This is a genomic window from Ruegeria sp. P10, assembly GCF_056534925.1.
The window spans coordinates 60,229-75,873 of record NZ_JBQERJ010000001.1 but is presented as its reverse complement, the minus strand read 5'-3'; the positions used below and the strand labels follow the sequence as shown (position 1 = coordinate 75,873).

Annotated in this window: 16 protein-coding genes; 11 read left to right on the top strand and 5 right to left on the bottom strand. The window is 56.4% G+C overall.

What is annotated here, in order from left to right; genetic code table 11:
• Positions 1-29 precede the first annotated feature (29 nt).
• Both hpt and ACR0FB_RS00335 read left to right on the top strand, forming a co-directional pair.
• The gene (gene hpt / locus ACR0FB_RS00340; protein ID WP_171632829.1) at positions 30-572 is read left to right on the top strand and encodes a hypoxanthine phosphoribosyltransferase; all 543 of its coding nucleotides are present in this window, start codon (positions 30-32) and stop codon (positions 570-572) included.
• Between the two features lie 120 nt (positions 573-692).
• Positions 693-1,049, top strand: coding sequence for a hypothetical protein (locus ACR0FB_RS00335; protein ID WP_171632832.1), 357 nt, complete (start codon positions 693-695; stop codon positions 1,047-1,049).
• 11 nt (positions 1,050-1,060) lie between these two features.
• Here ACR0FB_RS00335 and ACR0FB_RS00330 read toward each other — a convergent pair whose 3' ends face one another.
• Positions 1,061-2,212, bottom strand: a complete 1,152-nt coding sequence (locus ACR0FB_RS00330; protein ID WP_480619254.1) for an amidohydrolase — start codon at positions 2,210-2,212, stop codon at positions 1,061-1,063.
• Entirely contained in the window at positions 2,209-3,159 is a 951-nt protein-coding gene (gene lipA / locus ACR0FB_RS00325; RefSeq protein ID WP_152457817.1) for a lipoyl synthase, read from the bottom strand. The genes ACR0FB_RS00330 and lipA overlap by 4 nt, the downstream gene beginning before the upstream one ends.
• A gap of 263 nt (positions 3,160-3,422) precedes the next feature.
• Here lipA and ACR0FB_RS00320 point away from each other — a divergent pair, with 263 nt between their 5' ends.
• Positions 3,423-3,971 (top strand): peroxiredoxin, encoded by a 549-nt coding sequence (locus ACR0FB_RS00320; protein ID WP_171168387.1) that lies wholly within the window; start codon positions 3,423-3,425, stop codon positions 3,969-3,971.
• Positions 3,972-4,019: 48 nt separating this feature from the next.
• Here the strand turns inward: ACR0FB_RS00320 and ACR0FB_RS00315 are convergent, their stop codons facing one another.
• Positions 4,020-5,099 (bottom strand): DUF6456 domain-containing protein, encoded by a 1,080-nt coding sequence (locus ACR0FB_RS00315; protein WP_210092281.1) that lies wholly within the window; start codon positions 5,097-5,099, stop codon positions 4,020-4,022.
• 241 nt (positions 5,100-5,340) lie between these two features.
• Here ACR0FB_RS00315 and ACR0FB_RS00310 point away from each other — a divergent pair, with 241 nt between their 5' ends.
• A complete protein-coding gene (locus tag ACR0FB_RS00310) occupies positions 5,341-5,640 on the top strand; it encodes a DUF6477 family protein (protein WP_210092280.1) in 300 nt (99 codons plus the stop codon).
• Here ACR0FB_RS00310 and ACR0FB_RS00305 read toward each other — a convergent pair whose 3' ends face one another.
• Together ACR0FB_RS00305 and ACR0FB_RS00300 are read right to left on the bottom strand one after the other, a co-directional pair.
• Positions 5,641-7,185, bottom strand: a complete 1,545-nt coding sequence (locus ACR0FB_RS00305) for a trimethylamine methyltransferase family protein (RefSeq protein ID WP_171632846.1) — start codon at positions 7,183-7,185, stop codon at positions 5,641-5,643. It abuts the gene before it with no gap.
• 123 nt (positions 7,186-7,308) lie between these two features.
• Positions 7,309-7,758 (bottom strand): GNAT family N-acetyltransferase, encoded by a 450-nt coding sequence (locus ACR0FB_RS00300; protein ID WP_209833274.1) that lies wholly within the window; start codon positions 7,756-7,758, stop codon positions 7,309-7,311.
• Between the two features lie 93 nt (positions 7,759-7,851).
• Between ACR0FB_RS00300 and guaA the strand changes: the two genes are divergently transcribed.
• The 7 genes from guaA (at position 7,852) to ACR0FB_RS00265 (ending at position 15,626) form a co-directional block, all read left to right on the top strand.
• Positions 7,852-9,411 carry a glutamine-hydrolyzing GMP synthase gene (guaA, locus tag ACR0FB_RS00295; protein WP_171723377.1) on the top strand — a complete coding sequence of 520 codons (1,560 nt, stop codon included), beginning with the start codon at positions 7,852-7,854 and terminating at the stop codon, positions 9,409-9,411.
• 203 nt (positions 9,412-9,614) lie between these two features.
• Entirely contained in the window at positions 9,615-10,520 is a 906-nt protein-coding gene (locus ACR0FB_RS00290) for a DMT family transporter (protein ID WP_480619251.1), read from the top strand.
• Positions 10,521-10,649: 129 nt separating this feature from the next.
• Complete coding sequence (locus ACR0FB_RS00285) at positions 10,650-11,810, top strand: OmpP1/FadL family transporter (RefSeq protein WP_152457810.1); 1,161 nt, start codon at positions 10,650-10,652, stop codon at positions 11,808-11,810.
• Positions 11,811-11,911: 101 nt separating this feature from the next.
• The gene (locus ACR0FB_RS00280) at positions 11,912-12,808 is read left to right on the top strand and encodes a DMT family transporter (protein WP_480619249.1); all 897 of its coding nucleotides are present in this window, start codon (positions 11,912-11,914) and stop codon (positions 12,806-12,808) included.
• 48 nt (positions 12,809-12,856) lie between these two features.
• A complete protein-coding gene (locus ACR0FB_RS00275; RefSeq protein ID WP_171613846.1) occupies positions 12,857-13,729 on the top strand; it encodes an ATPase in 873 nt (290 codons plus the stop codon).
• 36 nt (positions 13,730-13,765) lie between these two features.
• Positions 13,766-14,683: a homoserine O-acetyltransferase MetA gene (gene metA, locus ACR0FB_RS00270; protein WP_171632856.1), complete on the top strand. Its 918-nt coding sequence runs from the start codon at positions 13,766-13,768 to the stop codon at positions 14,681-14,683.
• A complete protein-coding gene (locus tag ACR0FB_RS00265) occupies positions 14,673-15,626 on the top strand; it encodes an alpha/beta fold hydrolase (RefSeq protein WP_209833276.1) in 954 nt (317 codons plus the stop codon). The genes metA and ACR0FB_RS00265 overlap by 11 nt, the downstream gene beginning before the upstream one ends.
• Positions 15,627-15,645: the final 19 nt, after the last annotated feature.

The window sequence follows — 15,645 nt, the reverse complement described above, 5'->3', positions numbered from 1 at the left end:
GTTGCGCGCCAAAGATCAAGGGGGCTGCGATGACTAACCGCGCATATGTGATAGATGAGATGATCTCGGCCAAGGCCATCGCGGCGCGGATCGAAGAGTTATGCCGCGAAATCACGGATGAGTTCGGCGATACCGACAAGCTTGTCGTCGTGGGATTGCTGCGCGGCAGTTTCGTCTTCATCGCCGATCTGGTACGGGAACTGGACCTGCCGATCGAAGTGGATTTCCTTGAGGCATCCTCGTATGGCGATTCGATGGAGAGCAGCCGGGAAGTGCGCATTCTCAAAGACTTGCGCGGCGCGATCGAAGGCCGCGACGTGCTGGTGGTCGAAGATATCGTCGACACCGGGCACACGCTGAACCACGTCACCAACCTGCTGCGCAGCCGCAAGCCGAAACGGCTCAAGTCGATTGCCCTGCTCGACAAACCCAGCCGTCGCGAAGTTGAATTCCGGTCAGACTGGATAGGCTTTGAAATTCCGGATGAATTCGTCGTGGGTTACGGGATCGATTACGCTCAGCGCAACCGCAACCTGCCGTTTATCGGCAAAGTCCGGTTCACCAAGGACTAGCTGCACTTTACCCAGGCAATTTGAGTGGCTACCCAGCGCCCCAAATTCAAAAACCCGAATAATAGTAGACAAACTTATTTGCGCGCCCTTACTCTTCCTATCAGAACGGGAGGATTATGTATGAAGCGTGTAGTTGCGACAGCTGCTGTCGTTATGGCGATCGTGGCACTTGCAAGTTCGGGTGCTGCAAAAGACAACAAGGGCAAAGGGCAAGGTGCCAATAAAAGCAAGGTAGAGAAATCCATCAAGTCAAACGGCAAAGCCGTACCGCCCGGTCAAATCAAAAGATACACGCGAGGGCAGAAGCTGCCGGGTGATCTGAGTTTTGACTATATCGACGATCTCGACAAATGGAAGCTCAAGCCTTTGGGGCCCGGCCAGCGCTATATCCGGGTGGATGATGAAATACTCTCGATATCTGATGATACGAAGACGGTTATAGAAGCCGTTGGAATCGTTGGCGATCTGGTCAAATAAGTGGATCGTGACTAGCAGGTTTTGCCAAGCACGACATCAATCGCGCTCAGGAAAATCCCGGTTCCAATCGGAATAAGCGCATCCGGGAAATCGTAATCCGGGTTGTGCAGTTGTGGATGGTCCTGCCCCGCCCCCAACCAGAACATGGCCGCCTGCGCGCCTTTGCCAAATTGGCCAAAGTCTTCGGAAAAACGCTGTGGCCGATCGACCAGCCGGCACGCGACGCCCCGATCGGCACAGGCTTTGGCCAAAACCGAAACGGCTTCACGGTCATTGACGCAGGCTTCGAATACCTCGTCATAGCTGATTTCGAACGCCAGCCCCTCGGCCTTCGCCGTGTTTTTTACCAGAGTTTCCGCCTCGGTCATCAGGCTTGCCATACGCGCGTCCGAAACCGTGCGCAGGGTTACCCACAATTCGGCCCACCCCGGTGCGACACCAACTGTGCGCTCGCCCAGAGTGGCATGGGTAACCGTGGTCAAAGCGTAGGTGTCATCCAAGTCGCCACCCGCCCCCAATCTGGCCAATGCCGGCATCAACGTCGACAAAGCACCTGCCGGTGACACGCCGTCCTGAGGGGCCGCTGCGTGTGAGGTTTTGCCTGTCAGAACGATTTGCATCCCGCGCGAGGCACAGTTCGCGGGACCTTCACACAGTTCCACCGCGCCCAGCTCCAGCCCCGGCAAAGTATGCAGAGACAGCACGATGTCAGGGGAAACCTCAGCGAACTGAGGATCGGCCCGATAAGCAATAGCGCCATGTCCGGTTTCCTCGGCGGGTTGGAAAATCAGAACCACGCGGCCAGATTTCGGGCGCTGTTCTTTCAACGCCTCCGCCACCCCAAGGACCATCACCATGTGGCCATCATGGCCGCACAGATGCCCTTTGCCTGCAATCTGAGACGCGTATTCCAGATCCGAGCGTTCCTGAATTGGCAGCCCATCCAGTTCGCATCGAATTCCAACCGTGGGTCCGGCAGTACCGCTTTCGTAAAGGGCCGCGACACCGTGCCCGCCTATGCCGCACAGAACTCTGTCCGCACCCGCTTGGCGCAAAAGATCCGCAACCCGCGCCGCGGTATGCTTCTCTTGCCCCGAAAGCTCTGGCTGTTGGTGAAACTCGTGGCGCAGGCGGATAAGCTGCGCGATCCGCTCGGGTGTCACGCTTGCTGTAGCTTTGCTTGCCGGGCCGCGCGAAGCCGGGCGAAATCGTCGCCCGCGTGGTACGAAGACCGGGTCAGAGGTGTCGCGGATACCATCAGGAACCCCTTGCCATAGGCCGCCTTTTCGTAAGATGCGAACTCTTCCGGGGTTACGAACCGATCTACTCCGTGATGTTTCGGAGTCGGTTGCAGGTACTGGCCGATGGTCAGGAAATCGATATCCGCCGCGCGCATGTCGTCCATGACCTGGCGCACTTGCTGTTCGTTTTCGCCCAACCCGACCATGATGCCTGATTTGGTGAAGATCGACGGATCAAGTTCTTTCACGCGCTGTAGCAGGCGCAGGGAATGAAAGTACCGCGCCCCCGGGCGCACTTCGGGGTAGAGACCCGGCACAGTTTCCAGATTGTGGTTGAACACATCCGGTTTCGCTTCGACCACGGTCTCAAGGACAGTGTTGTCGCATTTCAGGAAATCCGGTGTCAGGATCTCGATCGTGGTTTTCGGAGAACGATGACGTACCGCGCGGATTGTCTGCGCAAAGTGCTCGGCCCCGCCGTCTTGCAAATCGTCACGGTCCACCGAGGTGATCACCACGTGGTTCAGGCCAAGTTTTTCGACCGCATGGGCCACGCGACCGGGTTCAAATGCGTCAAGATCGTCGGGGCGACCGGTTGCAATGTTGCAGAAGGTGCAGCCGCGCGTACAAATCTCGCCCATGATCATCATGGTGGCATGACCCTGGCTCCAGCATTCTCCTACGTTGGGGCACCCTGCTTCTTCGCAGACCGTCACCAGATTGTTGTCGCGCATGATCCGCCGTGTATCCGCATAGCCCTTGCCACCGGGCGCCTTGACCCTGATCCAATTTGGCTTTTTGGGCTGTGCATTGTCCGGACGATGGGCTTTTTCCGGATGGCGCTCTTCGGGGATCTTCAGATCTCGCACGGTCGTTTTCCTGACTTTGGGTCAACTCTTGTTACTCATAACATAGACAGAAGCGCGGTGTTAGACCAGCGGCGCATAGCCGCTATGCGTTGTACCCTCGCAAGCGCAGAAAGGTATCATGCGCGTATTCGTATTTGCGATTTAATTTCAATATCTAGCAAGACGTTGGCCTTATTCGCAATCGCAGCGTTTACGCGATTGAATGCGGTTTAGAACTGTTTTAATTCATACCAAAATCATATGTGAATCACAGGAGTTTGACTATGAAAACCGGCGCAAAACTGCCCGACGTGACCTTTCACACCCGTGTCCGTGACGATTCCATCGAAGGACCAAACCCGTTCCGTTGGGAAGACAAGACGACAGCTGACTATTTCGCCGGAAAGCGCGTAATCCTGTTCTCATTGCCGGGTGCGTTCACCCCAACCTGTTCGACTTATCAGCTGCCTGGGTTTGAGAACGGCTATGCCGATTTCAAGGCCATGGGGATCGACGAAATTTACTGCATGTCCGTCAACGACAGTTTCGTGATGAACAAATGGGCCCAGGATCAGGACCTGAAGAACGTGAAAGTCATCCCCGACGGATCGGGGGAGTTCACCCGGAAAATGGGCATGTTGGTCGACAAGGACAATCTGGGTTTCGGAATGCGCTCGTGGCGCTATGCGGCCATCGTCAATGATGGCGTTGTCGAGGCGTGGTTCGAAGAGCCCGGCCTGATGGATAATTGCCCGGAGGACCCCTATGGCGTGTCCTCGCCGGAAAACCTGATGAAACACCTGAAGGCGTCAGCAGAACCTGAAATGGCCTAAGCCTCAAATCCAAAGAAAAGGCCCGTATACACCGGGCCTTTTTTCTGTTCAGCCGATCATCCGATCTCGTTCCGCCTGCTCCTGATAATGCCGTTTCAGCCGTTGCAGGGCGATCCGCAGGACAATCTTGCCGGACCGCGCAGACCAACCCATTCGCTTTTCCGCCAGCTCCAACCCTTCCAGATAGCAGCAGCATCGCAACGCAACATCACTCAGACCCGGCCCCAAGTCGGATAAGGCACGTGCAACGCGGTCCTTCGCATCGGAAGCCCCCTTTCCACCATGGCTTTCACTGGCAAAACTGCTTCGACCACCTGTCGTCAGAAAACGATCCCAGTTCTGCGAAACCTGAGGGCCGATCTGTGCCAGCTCAAAATCTTCGCGCAAGCGCTCGCCGGCGCTGACGAGGGAGTCATCCAGAAACGGTTTTCCGTCACGATCCCGTCTGCGCGACAAAGCAATCAGCGGGCTTTCCGCAGCACTGTACCGAATGCGTTTGACCCGCTCGGCGGACCCGCCCGAAGGCTTGCCCTGAAAGCTACTCTGAGCTTCGGCAAAACCAAAGTCAGTCCCGGCACGCGCCTTGTTTTCTGCCTTGGCGATCAGATGGCTTAGCGCCGTTCGTCCCGCTGCGGAAATCCGATATCGCGAAATGCGTCCGGGACTGTCGCAGGTGATCCAGTCTTTCAAAGCCAGGGCCTGCGCGATCCTGCATTCTACGACTGCGGTTCTTGTAGCCCCGGCATTGCCGGTGTCGCGTACGACGACCGCCTTGTCCATTTCCTCGGCCACGGCAAGGACCGAACCCGTCTCGCTCAGGCGGCGCAACACACGCAGTGCCTCATTTTCAAATTCTTCTTCAGCCGCGTTTTCTGACCCGCTTGTCGGGCCGTCGGCGCACTCCGAAACTGAAAAATGCGTCTCTGCGAGCGATTGCAAAGCTGCATCCACCAATGGATCGTCGCGGCGCATTTCGATGCGTCGAATTTGTCTGAGGATAGTTGACGCATGGCACCCGGCTGATCGCGCGATATCGCGGATCGAGCGACCGGTCTCGGTATGAGCAAGGTATCTTTGCGCCCCTTCTGGAACCCATGCCGGAATGGTGAAAGCCATGTTGTTTTCCATAATAATTTGCCCTCGTCGACAAAACAAACTGCCACTTTTCGCCCTCGGAATGTGGGTTAACCAAATCTAACTAGAGGTCCATTCGTTACTCGTTCGTTAACCACACAAGGCAAGAACCAGATTTGATTCAAAAAGATAAACAGTCGTGAAACCATCGTTCGGGGAGACTCTGACCAAGGCAACACCCGCTTAAGTTGTGCAAAAACAGGATCCATCAATTTCCGATAAAGGGACACATAACATGCAGGACCTGATGACAATGATCGCAACCCTCCGCCGCCCACGCATGTTGGCGCGTGCTGCCAGATTCGGGGCGCGGGATTACAATCGGGACAGGCATCTGCAACGCATTCTGGGATACGGATCGCTGCCCGGTTCAGGTCAGGCGCTGCTGCGTTTGCTCGAGATGGAAAGAGAGGTAAATGAACAGCGAAAAGAAGATGATGCCGCCTACTCATTGGTGCGGCATCTGGATCTGCTTATAGCGCTGCTGGGTGAGGCGCAGCTGTATCAGGCCAGCCGCGCCTCGGTTCTTCAATAATCAGGAGAATGCGTCCGGCATGGAGGCCTTTTTCTCGGCGATATAGGCTTCCAGCGCCGCCGCGGTATCCGGGTCCATCTGCGGTTGCTGATAATTGGCCAGCAAATGTTCAACCCGCGCCGTGGCCAGAGCTCGCGTGTCACGCGCGCCCTCTTCCTGCCAGGTTTCATATGGTTTGTAGTCCAGCACTTCGGATTTCCAGAAGGATTCCTTGAAGTTGGCCTGCGTGTGGGCACAGCCGAGATAGTGACCACCCGGCCCTACTTCGCGGATTGCGTCCATGGCCTGCGCGTTTTCGTCATAAGCAACGCCCTTGGCCAGTGAATGCAGCACTCCCAACTGATCCGCATCCATGACGAACTTTTCGAAATCGGCAACCAGACCGCCTTCCAGCCAGCCGCAGGAATGCAGCATAAAGTTCACGCCCGAAAGCAGCCCCATGTTCAGCGAATTCGCTGTTTCGTAGGCCGCCTGCGCATCCGGCAGTTTCGAGCCGCAGAACGACCCGGCCGAGCGGTATGGCAGGTTTAGACGACGCGCCAGCTGGCCTGCACCATATGTGATATGCGCGGCTTCTGGTGTGCCGAAGGTGGGTGCGCCCGAGTTCATATCGATCGACGTCACGAACGCGCCGAAAATCGCGGGGGCACCCGGACGGATGATCTGGCTGTAGGCAACGCCGGCCATCACCTCGGCCAGAACCTGTGTCAAAGTACCAGCCACCGAGACCGGCGCCATCGCTCCACCCACGATGAAGGGCGAAATGATGCAGGCTTGATTGTTGCGCGCATAAACCTCCAACGAGCCCATCATCACATCGTCGAATGTCATCGGCGAGTTGATGTTGGTCAGCGAGGTCATCACGGTGTTTTCCTGCACGAACTCCTTGCCGAACAGGATTTCGCACATTTCAACCGAATCCTGCGCCCGGCTGGGATCGGTTACCGAGCCCATGAAAGGCTTGTCCGACAGGGTCATATGCGCCTTCAGCATGTCCAGATGGCGCTTGTTCACCGGAATGTCGGTCGGTTCGCACACCGTACCGCCCGAGTGGTGCAACCACTTGGACATGTAGGCAAGTTTCACGAACTTGTTGAAATCGTCCATGGTTGCATAGCGGCGCCCACCCTGTGCATCACGCACGAACGGAGGACCGTATACCGGGGCCAGAACCATGTTGCGGCCACCGATTACAACCGATTTTTCGGGGTTGCGGGCGTGCTGGGTAAACTGGCTGGGGGCTGTCTTGATCAGCTCACGCGCCAGACCACGCGGAATGCGCACACGCTCACCGTCGATATCTGCGCCCGCGTCACGCCACCGTTCCAAAGCTGCTGGATTGTCGACAAAGTTGACGCCGATTTCTTCCAACACGGTTTCAGCGTTGTTTTCGATAATCTCAAGCGCCTCTTCGTTGAGGATCTCGAAATTCGGAATGTTGCGTTCGATGTATTTCGCAGTCTCGATACGAACTGCGGTACGCTCGGCACGGCGGGCGGCGCCACCGCCACCTCTCGCCCTGCGCCGGGTGTTTGCCTCTGCCATGAGAAAATCCCGTCTGGTTGGTTAGATTGAGCGTTTTGATACAGGTTTGCCAGAACTCAAGCATAGGGATTGCGGCGCTCTGGGGGAAAAAGCGACATTGCCGCCCCACCGCGAACCAGGCGGTCAGTCAGGATCGGCCGCCAACGCTTTCTCCATGGTAAGGCCGCTACCCACCTGATCCGTCACTTTCCAGCCCATGTGCCGGTACATCGCAATCGTGTCTTTCATCATTTTATGAGTTCGCAACTTCAACTTGGATAGATTCCGCGCCTGTGCTTCTTCTTCGGCAAACTGCATCAATTGCCGCGCAACCCCCTGCCCTTGGGCTTCGGGCGCAACCGCAAGGTTGAACACCATGATTGCGTCGTCAACTTGGTCAAAAACGATGACCCCAACTATACCGCCAGATACCGCAAGCAAGACGCGATGGGTCTTGATGTCATCCGCGATTCCGGCAGTAACGTCAGGCAGATCCTCGATCCGGCTTATTGCATCTTCATAAGCATTTTCCAGACACCGCGTTACCTTATCCGCATCCACCACAGCAGCCGTTCTGAACTCTATCTTCGACATGGCACCTGATCTTTCCGCCGGTTTGACTCAGCTTTTGTACCAAATGACGCCATACCGCTTGCACATGCAAGGCTTGCAACTTATGAGCCGGTTATGACCCAGACATCCCACGACCGCCTTCTGATCATCGACTTCGGCAGCCAGGTTACGCAGCTTATCGCCCGCCGCCTGCGCGAGCTGAATGTCTATTGTGAAATTCACCCTTACCAGAATGTCACGATGGATTTCGTGCGGGAAATGGCGCCGCGCGCCGTGATTTTCTCGGGCGGTCCGGACAGCGTGACGCGCGAGGGCTCGCCCCGCGCCCCGCAAGAGATTTTTGACTATGGCGTTCCGATTCTGGGCATCTGCTATGGCCAGCAGGTGATGATGCATCAGCTTGGCGGCAAGGTCGAAAGCGGCCATGGCACAGCCGAGTTTGGTCGGGCATTTGTTACACCGAAAAGCAAACTGGATATCCTGGATGGCTGGTTCGCGGACGGCGCTGAACAAGTCTGGATGAGCCATGGCGACCATGTCAGTGAAATCGCACCTGGGTTCGAGGTATTCGGAACCTCGCCCAACGCACCTTATGCGATCACGGCCGATCCATCGCGGCACTTCTATGCCGTGCAGTTTCACCCCGAGGTACACCATACGCCAAAGGGCGCGAAACTGTATGAAAACTTCGTAAAGCTGGCCGGGTTCAAGGGCGACTGGACCATGGGTGCCTATCGCGAAGAGATGATCCGCAAGATCCGCGAACAAGTCGGAGACAAAAAGGTCATTTGCGGATTGTCCGGTGGCGTTGACAGCTCGGTTGCCGCGATCCTTATTCACGAAGCAATCGGGGATCAGCTGACTTGCGTCTTCGTCGATCATGGGCTGCTGCGCAAGAACGAGGCCGCGGAAGTTGTTGGCATGTTCCGGGACAACTACAACATTCAGTTGATCCACGCCGATGAATCCGAGCTGTTCCTTGGCGAACTGGAAGGTCAGAGCGACCCCGAGACCAAACGCAAAATCATCGGAAAGCTGTTCATCGACGTGTTCCAGAAACACGCCGATACCATCGACGGCGCCGAATTCCTGGCGCAGGGCACTCTCTATCCCGATGTGATCGAATCGGTGTCGTTCTCGGGCGGGCCTTCCGTAACGATCAAATCCCATCACAACGTGGGCGGCCTGCCGGAAAAGATGGGCTTGAAACTGGTCGAACCGCTGCGCGAATTGTTCAAGGACGAAGTCCGTGCCTTGGGTCGCGAGCTTGGTCTGCCGCAGAGCTTCATCGGGCGTCACCCCTTCCCCGGGCCGGGTCTGGCCATTCGCTGCCCCGGCGAGATCACCCGCGAAAAGCTGGAGATTCTGCGCGAGGCCGACGCGATCTACATCGATCAGATCCGCAAACACGGGCTTTATGATGACATCTGGCAGGCTTTCGTTGCCATCCTTCCCGTCCGCACCGTCGGCGTGATGGGCGACGGGCGCACCTATGACTATGCCTGTGCGCTGCGGGCCGTCACCTCGGTCGATGGGATGACCGCGGATTATTACCCGTTCAGCCATGAGTTCCTTGGCGAAACGGCAACCCGGATCATCAACGAGGTCAAGGGCATCAACCGATGCACATATGACATCACCTCGAAACCGCCCGGAACCATCGAGTGGGAATGATCCGGCAAACCGCAACGGCGTTCGACGCCAAAACGACCCGATCCCGGGAAATCTTGCCAAGCCGTGCCTGAAAATGTCGGGCACGACCTTGAACCTGACGCTTCATAAGCGTTTCAATGATTCAACGAATTCAATCTTTTTGATCGCGTAGCGAAAGCCCCGGTACCGGGGCCGTGACCGCGCGGCCAGGTCGGGGTGCGCACGTGAATCAGACACAAAAAAACACATTCAAAGCCGCCTTGTGGATGACCGGAGCCATCGCGTCCTTCTCCTCGATGGCGGTTGCCGGTCGCGAACTGAGCCTCGTGCACGACACGTTCGAGATCATGATGTACCGAAGCCTCGTGGGGTTTCTTGTTGTCGCCCTCGTACTTACGGCCACAGGCGGTTGGGTTCAGGTTTCCACGCAACGCCTGGGGTTGCACGCCCTGCGAAACACCCTGCATTTCACAGGGCAGAATCTTTGGTTCTATGCGGTCGCTGTTGCGCCTCTGGCGCAGGTATTCGCGCTGGAATTCACACAGCCGCTTTGGGTGATCCTGCTGTCGCCGCTGCTGCTGAACGAACGTCTGACGCCCCTTAAGATAACGGCAGCGCTTATCGGTTTTGCGGGCGTTCTGATTGTCACGCGCCCAGGCAGTGCGCCTTTGAGCCCTGGCCTTGCGACCGCAGCCGCGTCTGCGATTTTCTTCGCATTAACAACGATTACGACAAAAAACCTCACTCGTTTTGCCAGCATCGGGTGCATCGTTTTCTGGCTTACTTCCATGCAGGCGGTGCTTGGGGCCATCGCAGCCGGTTTTGATGGGCAGATTGCCTTGCCCACGGCGCAAACCGTTCCGTTTTTGGTTCTGGTCGGGTTGGCGGGGCTGCTGGCCCATTTCTGCATAACCAACGCATTGGCCATTGCCCCGGCAACAGTTGTGATCCCATTTGATTTTGCGAGGCTTCCCACGATCGCAGTGGTCGGAATGATCCTGTACCACGAACCCATAGACCACTGGGTCCTGATCGGGGCGGCGGTCATCTTTTCCGGTATTTTCCTGAATATTTGGTCTGAAAGCCGTAACAGTTTAGCAACAGTTGAAAACACTCGTCGCAATACGTAACGCACCGTCACCAGTTGACCTTAAAGTAACCAAAAAGAGAGTATCGCTCATCATCATACACGGGACAGGCGTTCATTACACTCAACCAAACGCCAGTGAAGCCCGCCATGGATTGTTAGGGAGGACAGAATGAAAAAAACACTTCTCGCGACCTGCGCTTTGTGCGTTGGAGCGACGGCAGGATATGCAGGCGGCCTAGATCGAAGCGGTCAGGGCATCAACCTGATCTTCGAAGAAGGATCAGCTGTTCAGTTCCGGTTGGGATACACCAATCCCAGCGTAACGGGCACCATGCCTGCTTTGGCCGGACCAAACATCGGGCAACCGGTCGATTCCGGAGAGGTTGCGAACGACTTTTTCACACCGCATCTGGGCTACAAAACGTCACTGACCGAAAAGCTCGATTTCGCGATCATGTATGACCAGCCCTTTGGCGCAGACATTGAATACGCAAACACCTACCCTCTTTCGATCAACCCTATTCCGGGTGGTCGTACTGATGTTTTGAGGGCTACAGCAGACACGGACGCCATTACGGCATTGCTGCGTTACAAATTCGATGGCGGGTTCAGCGCAATCGGCGGTATTCGAGCACAGCGTGTGAAGGCTTCTGTCACCGTCCCGCTTGCAGCAGGGTACCAGGTTGACACCGATGCCGACACTGCATTCGGCTACGTTATCGGGGTTGCATGGGAGAAACCGGAAATCGCAGCACGTGTGTCACTGACATACAACTCCAAGATCAGCCACGATCTATCACAAACAGAATCTCTGAACCCACCACCGTTCCCTCCGATTCCACCCGGGACCGTGGCCACCTTCAACACAAACAGCGAAATTGAGACGCCCCAGTCGATCAACCTGGACTTTCAAACGGGCGTCGCGCCTAAAACGCTGTTGTTTGGTTCTGTTCGTTGGGTCGACTGGCCACAGCTGGTGTACAACCCGCCAAACTACCCGCCGACCAGCAACCTTGTTGACTACGACGATGCGACCTTCACCTATTCGTTGGGCTTGGGGTATCAATTCTCGGAAGAGTTCAGCGGTGCTGTAACACTAGGCTATGAGTCTTCTCAGGGCACTCCTGTATCCAACCTCGGCCCGACTGATGGGTTCTGGAGCATTGGTCTGGGCGGAACATATTCGTTGGAGAATGCCAAAATTTCCGGTGGCGTACGCTACACTGACATCGGTGATGCAACGGCAGATGGCGCCTTTGGGCAAACAGCCACTTTCAGCGGCAACAGCGCCTGGAGTGTTGGGTTTCAGATCACTTACGCTCTGAACTAAATCCAAGGTGTTTTCATCTTAGGCTCCGCTGTTTCAGCGGGGTCTTTTTTATGCGCAGGTTTCGGGTCGTATATCTATCGAATGAATGAAATTGTGCGGCCATGAACACGCAAAAACACCTTTCTCGGCGCGCCTGGGTCGAACTTCTTCTTCTGGCCGTGATCTGGGGCGCATCCTTTGTGGCCATCCGGGTCGCTCTGGATTCCATTCCCGTTATGACATCGGTTTTGCACCGCACGTTCTGGGCGATGCTGGTGCTGTGGCTGGTGGCATGGGGCAAGGGGTTTACGCTGCCCCGTTCTCTGCGCATCTGGGGTGCTTTTCTGATCATGGGATTGCTGAACAATGTCATACCGTTCAGCTTGATGGCATGGGGTCAGCTTTACATCGACTCTGGGCTTACGGCCATTCTGAACGCGACCACGGCCATTTTTGGTGTTCTGGTTGCGGCTGTGTTTTTCAAGGATGAACGTTTGACACAAGCGCGCGTGATCGGTGTCGTCTTGGGCTTTCTCGGTGTCTCGATCACCATCGGACTAAAGACCTTCACGTCTTTCAGCCTGCAAAACACAGCGCAGCTAGCCGTGTTGGCCGGAACGCTCTCGTATGCTTTTGCTGCGGCTTGGGCACGGTATCATCTGTCTGACCTTCACCCCGTCGTCGCGGCCGCTGGCATGTTAACCGGCTCGACCCTGCTGATCCTGCCCCTGGCGCTGATGACGGACGGGGTGCCAACGCTTGCGCTGCCCGCGATCACTTGGGCTGCGATTGGCTATTACGCCATTGTGGCAACAGCAGGGGCATATCTTTTGTACTATCGAGTCCTGGCGATGGCGGGCAGCGGCAACCTGATGCTGGTGACGCTTGTAATCCCTCCTGTCGCCATCGTGCTTGGCGCAATTCTGCGGAACGAAGCGCTGCCTCCGAATGCCTATTTCGGCTTTGTTGTCCTTGCCATGGGTCTTCTGGTATTGAACCGAGCCGGCCGCCGTGATTGACGCCGTGCGCTGCCCGATTTAGCAAAGGCAAAAAAGGGACAGCACAAGATGATCTACAACTCAGCCGAAGACTGGCGCACGGCAAGCCGCAAGAAGGTGCTGTTCTTTGGTATGTCCGGTCTGGGCAAGACATATGTCTCGAACATTCTTCGGGACTCAGGGAACTGGTTTCACTACTCGATCGACTATCGCATCGGCACCCGGTACATGGGCGAATACATAACCGACAATGCAAAGGCCGAGGCGATGAAAGTCCCGTTCTTGCGTGACCTGCTCCTGTCGGATTCCATTTACATCGGTTCGAATATCTCGTTCGCGAATCTGACTCCGGTCGCAGCCTATCTGGGCAAACCGGGCAACCCTGCCCTTGGCGGATTGGAAATGCCGGAATACCGCCGCAGGCAGGAACAGTTTCGGCTGGCCGAAATACACGCCCTGCTGGATACCGAGTATTTCATCGACCGGGCCGAGCGATTGTACAAATACCCCCATTTCATCTGCGACACCGGTGGATCGATCTGCGAATGGGTAGACCCCGAAGATCCGAACGATCGGGTACTGTCCGAGCTTTCGCAACACACCCTGATGATCTGGCTGAAGGGAGATGAGGAACACACGGCAGAGCTTGTACGCCGTTTTGACAAAGCCCCAAAGCCGATGTCCTATCAGGCCGAATTCCTGACCAAGGCGTGGACAGATTATCTGGATCTGCAAGGCTGTTCGGAAGCGGATGTTGATCCCGATGATTTCGTCCGTTGGACCTATGCACAGGCCTTGGCGCACCGCCAGCCGCGTTACGAAGCCATGGCGAACAACTGGGGCGTGACGATTGCCGCCAACGACATCGGAAAAATCCGCGATGCCGCTGATTTCGATGAGTTGATCGAGCACACACTTGAGACCACGCGCAATAACGCCTAACTACCAGTTTTCACTGATCTCTTAGAAGCCTGACATATGCCCATCAAAATCCCATCGGAACTGCCTGCTTTTGACGTCCTGACCAAAGAGGGCGTCATGGTCATGGACGAAGATCAGGCAATGCGTCAGGACATCCGCCCGCTGCGCATCGGATTACTGAACCTGATGCCCAAGAAGATCCAGACCGAAAACCAGTTCGCGCGTCTGATCGGGGCAACCCCGTTGCAAATCGATCTGTCTTTGATCCGCATGACCGAACACCGGACCAAGAACACCGCCGCCGAGCATATGTCCGAATTCTATCGCCCGTTTCAGGAGATCAAGGATCAGAAATTCGACGGCCTGATCATCACCGGTGCCCCGATCGAACATCTGGAATTTCATGATGTCACCTATTGGGACGAAATCAGCGAGATCTTCGACTGGACCCAAACCAACGTGCATTCCACCTTTGGTGTGTGCTGGGGCGGGATGGCGATGATCAACCATTTTCACGGTGTCAAAAAGTACATGCTGGACGCAAAAGCCTTTGGGTGTTTCCGGCATCGCAACCTGGACCCGGCGTCTCCGTTCCTGCGCGGTTTCTCAGATGACTGTGTCATTCCGGTCAGCCGATGGACGGAAATGAAACAGGATGAAATCGATCGCGCACCCGGGCTGAGGACCCTGTTGGGCAGCGACGATGTCGGCCCCTGTCTGGTCGAAGATCCCGGCCATCGCGCGCTGTATATCTTCAATCACTTCGAATACGACAGTGATACGCTGAAACAGGAATATGATCGGGACGTCAGCAACGGCACGCCTATCAACGTGCCGATAAACTATTACCCCGATGATGATCCATCCAAAACGCCGCAGAACCGGTGGCGCAGTCACGCACATCTGCTGTACGGCAACTGGATCAACGAAATCTATCAGACCACGCCTTTCGACATGACAAAAATTGGCCACTAAAGTCCTGATATCCCTTGGCCTGGCCGTTCTGGGCCTTGTCATACTGACAACCTGGCGCAGCGCCCGGAACGAAGCGCTGGCCGAGGCGGCTTTCCCCCCCGAGGGTCGGATTCTGGATGTAGGCGGCATCGCCGTGCACGCCGTGGTCATGGGGGACGGCCCTGATGTCGTTCTGATCCATGGTTCCAGCGGGAACACGCGCGACATGACCTTTGCGCTGGCCCCCATTCTGGCCAGGTCATACCGCGTGATCGTTTTTGACCGACCGGGCCTGGGCTATTCCGAAAGCTTCAATCCGGATGGCGAAACCATCATTGAACAGGCGGATATCCTGCAACGGGCGGCGGCTCAGCTTGGTGCGGAAAAACCCATCGTGGCCGGGCAGAGCTATGGCGGATCGGTCTCGTTGGCCTGGGCCGTGACCCGACCCCAGAATATCTCGGCTCTGGTTCTGATCGCCCCGGCCGCTATCCCATGGGAAACGCCTTTGGATGGGTTCAACCGGCTTGCGTCAACCACGGCGGGCAATCTGCTGGCCTTGCCCTTGATCAGCTCTTTCGTGCCCGAGTGGTACGTCACACAGGTGTTGGACAAAGTTTTTGCACCGCAAACGGCGCCCGAAGGTTATGCGGATCATTTCGGGCCCGGGCTGACGATCCGGCGTGGCTCGATACATGCAAACGCCAAGCAACGCGCCAACCTGCTGGACGAAATTACCCGTCTGCAACCCAGATATGGCGAGATCTCCGTTCCGACGGAAATCATCCACGGAACGGCCGACGACACCGTTGGTCTTGAATGGCATTCTGAACGCCTGATCGAACAGATCCCCGGCGCCGAGTTGATCGAGCTACCGGGTGTCGGCCATATGCCACAGGTGGTCGCGGCGCCCGAGGTGGCCGCCGCGATAGATCGCGCGGCGCAGCGCGCGGGTTTGCGTTAACCCACGCTCTAATCCATAG

Coding starts and splice junctions, on each gene's coding strand:
- hpt (WP_171632829.1), top strand. CDS start 30: ATGACTAACCGCGCATATGTGATAGATGAGATGATCTCGGCCAAGGCC.
- ACR0FB_RS00335 (WP_171632832.1), top strand. CDS start 693: ATGAAGCGTGTAGTTGCGACAGCTGCTGTCGTTATGGCGATCGTGGCA.
- ACR0FB_RS00320 (WP_171168387.1), top strand. CDS start 3,423: ATGAAAACCGGCGCAAAACTGCCCGACGTGACCTTTCACACCCGTGTC.
- ACR0FB_RS00315 (WP_210092281.1), bottom strand. CDS start 5,099: ATGGAAAACAACATGGCTTTCACCATTCCGGCATGGGTTCCAGAAGGG.
- ACR0FB_RS00310 (WP_210092280.1), top strand. CDS start 5,341: ATGCAGGACCTGATGACAATGATCGCAACCCTCCGCCGCCCACGCATG.
- ACR0FB_RS00305 (WP_171632846.1), bottom strand. CDS start 7,185: ATGGCAGAGGCAAACACCCGGCGCAGGGCGAGAGGTGGCGGTGGCGCC.
- ACR0FB_RS00300 (WP_209833274.1), bottom strand. CDS start 7,758: ATGTCGAAGATAGAGTTCAGAACGGCTGCTGTGGTGGATGCGGATAAG.
- guaA (WP_171723377.1), top strand. CDS start 7,852: ATGACCCAGACATCCCACGACCGCCTTCTGATCATCGACTTCGGCAGC.
- ACR0FB_RS00285 (WP_152457810.1), top strand. CDS start 10,650: ATGAAAAAAACACTTCTCGCGACCTGCGCTTTGTGCGTTGGAGCGACG.
- ACR0FB_RS00280 (WP_480619249.1), top strand. CDS start 11,912: ATGAACACGCAAAAACACCTTTCTCGGCGCGCCTGGGTCGAACTTCTT.
- ACR0FB_RS00275 (WP_171613846.1), top strand. CDS start 12,857: ATGATCTACAACTCAGCCGAAGACTGGCGCACGGCAAGCCGCAAGAAG.
- metA (WP_171632856.1), top strand. CDS start 13,766: ATGCCCATCAAAATCCCATCGGAACTGCCTGCTTTTGACGTCCTGACC.